This is a genomic window from Actinoallomurus acaciae, from assembly GCF_042429965.1.
GTDB lineage: Bacteria > Actinomycetota > Actinomycetes > Streptosporangiales > Streptosporangiaceae > Actinoallomurus > Actinoallomurus acaciae.
Genome location: NZ_JBHLZP010000667.1, coordinates 309 through 6,139, shown reverse-complemented (window position 1 = coordinate 6,139; position 5,831 = coordinate 309). Strand labels below are relative to the sequence as shown.

Sequence of the window (5,831 nt, the reverse complement as noted above, 5' to 3'; positions counted from 1 at the left end):
GCCGGCGAACACCGCGGCCACCCGCATGCGGGCCGGCACTCCGGGGGAGACCGTCACCGCCGGCACCGCGCCGGCCACGAACGCCGGGCCCTCCAGCAGCGTCACGGCCTCGCCGCGGTGGTTGGTGCGCAGCCAGAGTTTCTCGTCGCCCGGCGGGCGCCGCGTCAGCAGGAGGTACGCCACCCGCGCGGCCGCCGCACCGACCACGGTCCCGGCCACTGCCTTACGCATCCTGCCTCACTTCTTCTCAGGCACCGTGGGAACGGGGGTCGGCATCGGGCCGTCCACGTTCGACCCGACGCCGTAGTCGCCGAACTTGCCCTGCCGCGCGAAGTCGAGCGCGAACACCGTCGTCAGACGGCCGGCCGAGACGTCGCCGGTGTCGACCGTCGAGACGTGGTCCTGTGCCTTGCCCGCGTCGCGGATCGCCTTGATCATGCCGCCGTCGGACGCGGCGTCGCCGTTGCCCGCCACCACCGTGCCGTTGGCGTACTTGGACAGGGCCATCGGGAGGGCGACGAGGGCCTTGTTCTCGGCGTCGGCGTCCTTGTCCTTGCTCGCCGCGGTGGGCGCGATCACGATGGCGAGTGTGGCACGGGTGGCGGGCTGCCCGCTGTAATTCAGGAAACCCGCCGTCTTGAATCCGGAGAGGACCTGCCCGGCGGCGGGGTCCTCCTGGCCGCTGCTGGAGGCCTGCCGGGTGGCGAGCACCGCGGCCAGCTCCAGCGCCGTCCGGTCGTACGGCGAGGCGTCCTGGGGGAAGTCCACCGTGGCCGGTTTCAGCTGGTCGGTCAGCTCGGTGAGCGTGGTCAGCTGGTTGGCGTCGAGGTACTTCTCCTGCAGCGTGACGTATCCGCTGATCCGCGCGCCGGCCTTGCCGATGAGGTCGGCGGCCTTGGCCCGCATCTGGTCGTCAGCGCCCGGCGCCTCGATGAAGACGACGCTCTCGCCCTTCAGCCGCCCGCTGACGATCTGCGGCGCGACGTTGTCCATGACCTGGTCGTCGTAGCCGTTGATCTGATCGGTGGTGCGGTTGAGGGTCCGCAGGCTCTGGTTGTCCTTTTCAAGCTGGCCCGACCGGTCCTTCAGCTGGTCGACGAGTGGTCCCCGCAGCGCGGAGGCACCGACTACGAGGCCGAGTGCCAGCGCCAGGAAGATCGCAATGATGGAAACGAGGTGGTATCGGAAATCGATCACGTGAACAATCCGGTCAGCCAATAGACGAACTGATGCCATTTGTCGGCGACGACAGGCGCGAACGCGTCACCGGCGGGCGAGGAGACGATCGCCACGATCATGGCGACGAGCGTCGCGGCCACCAGCAACAGGAGCGAGGATCCCTTGATGCGGCTGCGATAGAGCCGGCTCACTCCCTTGGCGTCGACGAGCTTGCTCCCCACCCGGAGGCGGGTCAAGAACGTGCTGGACATGCCCGCACGCCCCTTGTCGAGGAACTCCACGAGCGTCGCGTGAGTTCCCACGGCCACGATCAGCGTGGCGCCCCGGTCGTCGGCGAGCAGCATCGCGATGTCCTCGCTGGTGCCCGCCGCGGGGAAGACGACGGCCTTCCGGTCGAGGTCGTGCACCCGCTTGAGACCGGGCGCGCGACCGTCGCGATAGGCGTGCACGATCAGCTCCGCGCCGCAGGTCAACGCCTCGTCGGACACGGAGTCCATGTCACCGACGATCATGTCGGGACGGTAGCCGGCCTCGATCAGCGCGTCGGCGCCTCCGTCGACGCCGATCAGCACCGGCCGGTATTCGCGGATGTAGGGCCGCAGGGTCGCGATGTCCTCGCGGTAGTGGTAGCCGCGCACGACGATCAGCACGTGCCGGCCGTCGAGGTCGGTCGTGACGTCCGGCACGCCGACGCCGTCGAGCAGCAGGTCACGCTCGCGCTTGAGGAACTCCATCGTGTTGGCGGCGAACGCCTCGAGCTGGGCGGGGAGCTCCGCCTTCGCCTCGGTCATCGCCGCCTCGACGGTCTCCTCGGTCTGCCGGATGCCCTTGGCCACGACCTGGTCATCGCAGATCAGCGCCCCGCCGTCGACGCGTACGCGGTCGCCCTCACGGACCTTGGCGAAGACGTCGGGGCCGACGTCGTCGATCAGCGGAATGCCGGCCTCGACGAGGATCTGGGGCCCGAGGTTGGGATAGCGGCCCGAGATGCTGCGCGCCACATTGATCACTGCCGCCACATCGCAGGCCGCGAGGGCCTCGGCGCTGACGCGGTCGAGATCGACGTGGTCGATGATGGCGATGTCACCGGGCTCGAGGCGCTTGGTCAGCTTCTTGGTCTTGCCGTCGAGACGCGCCACGCCGGTCGTACCCGACTCGGCGTCTCCACGCTCACGGCGCAGCCCACGCAGCCGCGGCACGTGCAGGCGCGCGGTCGGTTTGATCCTCGGGGAGACGTCATTCATCGTGATGCCATCCTGCCAGAGCGCGGACGGTGACACTTGTAACGTCGATCGTAAAGGCGCGTTCGTTCTTTACCGTGCGCGTCGTTCGACGCCCTGAGCTCCGCACACGGGGGGCCGGGCTCGGAGTCGTCCAGGCCTGTGAGCCTACGCGACCCGGACACCGCCCCCGCACTCAGCGCTCGGCGGCGGCGATGGCCAAAAGCTCCTCCGCGTGCGCGCGGCCCAGCTCGGAGTCCTCCAGGCCCGCCAGCATGCGGGACAGCTCGCGCACGCGGCCGGCGTCGTCGAGGGCGGTCACGCCGCTGCGGACCACCCGCCCGTCGTTGGACTTCTCCACCACCAGATGCTGGTCGGCGAAGGCCGCCACCTGCGGAAGGTGGGTCACCACGATCACCTGCGCCGACTTGGCCAGCCGCGCGAGCCGCCGCCCGATCTCCACGGCCGCCTTGCCGCCGACGCCGGCGTCCACCTCGTCGAAGACGAAGGTCGGCACGGGGTCGGCGCCCGCGAACACCACCTCGATGGCCAGCATGACCCGCGAGAGCTCACCGCCGGACGCGCCCTTGTGCAGCGGCAGCGGCGTCGCGCCCGGGTGGGCGGCGAGCCGCAGCTCGACCTCGTCGACGCCGTGCGGCCCGAACTCCTCCTGCTGGGTCACGGCGACGACCACCTGCGCGTGGGGCATGGCGAGCGCGGTCAGCTCCGCGGTCACCGCCTCCGAGAGGCGTTCGGCCGCCTCCATACGGACCGCGGTCAGCTCCGCGGACAGCTCGGTCAGCTGGCGGGTCAGGTCGTCGTGCTCGGCGCGCAGCTCCTCGATGCGGTCGTCGTCGGAGTCGAGCTCGACCAGCCGCGCCGCGGAACGCTCGGCCCACGCGAGCACGGCGGCGACGTCCTCGCCGTACTTCCGGGTGAGGGCCGTCAGTGCGGCCCGGCGCTCCTGGACGCTCGCCAGCAGCGCCGGGTCGGCCTCGATCGACTCGGCGTACCCGGCGAGCTCGGCCGCGACGTCGGAGACGAGGTAGACGGCCTCGGAGAGCCGGTCGGCCTGGCCGGCCAGCGCCTCGTCGTGGGCCCGTACCGCCTCCAGCGCCTGCCGGGCCCCGCTGAGCAGGCTGATCGCGTCGGCGGCGCCGGTGGCGGCGGTCGGGTCGCCCTGCAGGGCCTCGTGCGCGGAGGTCGCGGCCGTACGCAGCGCGTCGGCGTGCGCGAGACGCTCGTCCTCGGCCGCGAGGTGCTCGTCCTCCCCCGGCTTGGGGTCGACCTTCTCGATCTCCTCCAGGCCGAACCGGAGCATGTCGGCCTCCTGGGCCCGCTCGCGGGCCTGGGTGATCAGCTCCTCGAGCCGCTGCGTGACGTCGCGGTGCCTGCGATAGGCGGAGATGTAGCCGCGCAGCGGCGGCGACCTTGTCTCCGGCGAACCGGTCGAGCGCGGCCCGCTGGCGGCCCGCCTGCAGCAGCCGCTGCTGGTCGGACTGGCCGTGCACGGCCACCAGGTCGTCGGCCACGTTGATGAGCATCGCGACGGGGACCTGACGGCCGCCCAGGTGGGCGCGCGAGCGCCCCTCCGACGAGATCGACCGGGTGACGATCAGCGCTCCGTCGTCGAGCTCGCCGCCGGCCTCGTCGACGCGCGCGGCGACCTTGCCGCCCTCCTCGACGACGATGCGCCCCTCGACGCTGGCCCGGTCGGCGCCGGGCCGTACGCGCTGCGGGTCGGCGCGCCCGCCGAACAGCAGCCCGAGGCTGGTCACCACCATCGTCTTCCCGGCGCCGGTCTCACCGGTCACCACGTTGAAGCCGGGGGACAGCTCGAGAACGGCCTCCTCGATCACCCCGAGGTTCTGGATCCGTACTTCCTCGACCATGGGCCGCACGTGTCGAACCCCTCCCGTCGCACTGCACAACCGGCGTCCCGAGGCTACCCCGTCATAGCGACGTATTGCCGTCGGATCGCCGGTTGAGGCGAACATTTGTTCGGCTCAGATTACGGGCGGACGTGACATCGCGCGCTCCTGCCGCAGCTCAAGATCACCCCAAGGATGGTCACGAAGAGACGATTTCCCCGGGTCAGCCCCCCTGCCCCCACCCGCGACAGGACGGACGACCCGCCCGGCGCCCGCAGACACCTCAACCCGAGCCCCGACAGGCCCGGCGGCCGCACCACCGAACACCCCGCCGAGAGAGCCCAGGCGGTGACGTCCTGGCCCGGCATCCACGCTTCGCGTGCCGCACGCCGTGCGGGGGCGCTCCGGGAACGGCACGGCCGCCAGAGCGCCCCCGGGTGCGACCCCGACAACAGACCGCAGACGGACACCTTGCCCCCCGCCCCGGCACGCCCGCCAGGCCTGACGGCCGCATCGTCGGACGCCCGTGGACGGCGAGGCACGGCCCCTGCGGCCTCGGCATGCCCGCGGCCGCGTCACCGGTCCCTCTCGGGGCGGGGCGTGCGTCAGTCGCGGACGCGGCCGCGCCAGCCGGCCACCGGAAGGCCGAACTTGGTGACGAGGCGGTCGGTGAACGGTGTCTGGTGCAGGCGCGCGAGCCGTACCGGCAGCTCGCCCCGGCGTACCTCGATCCGCGCGCCGGGAGGGATCTCGATCTGGCGTCGGCCGTCGCACCACAGCACGCCCCCGGAGGTGTTCGGGAGCAGCTCCAGCGCCACCACCGAACGCGGTGAGACCACCATCGGCCGGGCGAACAGGGCATGCGCGCTGATCGGGACGACGAGCAGGGCCTCCACCTCGGGCCACACGACCGGGCCGCCCGCCGAGAACGCGTACGCCGTCGACCCGGTCGGTGTGGCGCACACCACACCGTCGCAGCCCCAGCGGGAGAGAGGGCGGCCGTCGATCTCGGCGATGACCTCGAGCATCCGCTGGCGCGAGGCCTTCTCGACGCTCGCCTCGTTCAGCGCCCAGCCGGACTCGATGACGTCGCCGTTCTCGCGGACGATGACGTCGACGGTCATGCGTTCTTCGACGTCGTACGCCCGCGAGGCCACCTTGTCGACCGTGGCCGCCAGGTCGGCGCGCTCCGCCTCGGCCAGGAAGCCCACGTGGCCGAGGTTGACGCCGAGCACCGGCGTACCGCTGGGCCGCGCGAGCTCGGCGGCGCGCAGGAGCGTGCCGTCGCCGCCGAGCACGATCACCATCTCCGCGCCCTCGGCCGCGGCGCCGCACACCGGTGTGACGTCGACGCCGGCGCACCGCAGGTCTTCGGCCTCGCTGTCCAGCACGCGCGCGGCGATGCCGGACTCGCTCAGCCGGTCGAGCACGAGCTGGGCGCTCCGGACCGCGCCGGGCCGTCCGGTGTGCGCCACGAGCAGGACGGATCGTTTCTCTGTCATGCGGTTTCCTCGGCCACGTCCGCCACGGCACCGGCGCCTAGTAGTGCCTTGTTTGGCGC

3 protein-coding genes and 2 pseudogenes are annotated in these 5,831 nt (G+C 71.9%); all 5 read right to left on the bottom strand.

The features are described from left to right. A pseudogene (locus ACFFNX_RS44585) lies at positions 1–231 on the bottom strand (hypothetical protein); the annotation flags it as partial. A 6-nt stretch (positions 232–237) separates the two neighbouring features. After that, the gene (locus tag ACFFNX_RS44580; protein WP_378212320.1) at positions 238–1,197 is read right to left on the bottom strand and encodes a copper transporter; all 960 of its coding nucleotides are present in this window, start codon (positions 1,195–1,197) and stop codon (positions 238–240) included. Next, on the bottom strand, positions 1,194–2,423 hold the full coding sequence (gene steA / locus ACFFNX_RS44575; protein WP_378212319.1) for a putative cytokinetic ring protein SteA: 1,230 nt from the start codon (positions 2,421–2,423) through the stop codon (positions 1,194–1,196). Before steA ends, ACFFNX_RS44580 begins: the two co-directional genes overlap by 4 nt. 172 nt (positions 2,424–2,595) lie before the next feature. Beyond that, positions 2,596–4,291 (bottom strand): annotated as a pseudogene (gene recN / locus ACFFNX_RS44570) (DNA repair protein RecN). A 584-nt stretch (positions 4,292–4,875) separates the two neighbouring features. Then, positions 4,876–5,772, bottom strand: a complete 897-nt coding sequence (locus ACFFNX_RS44565) for an NAD kinase (RefSeq protein ID WP_378212318.1) — start codon at positions 5,770–5,772, stop codon at positions 4,876–4,878. Between the last annotated feature and the right edge of the window lie 59 nt (positions 5,773–5,831).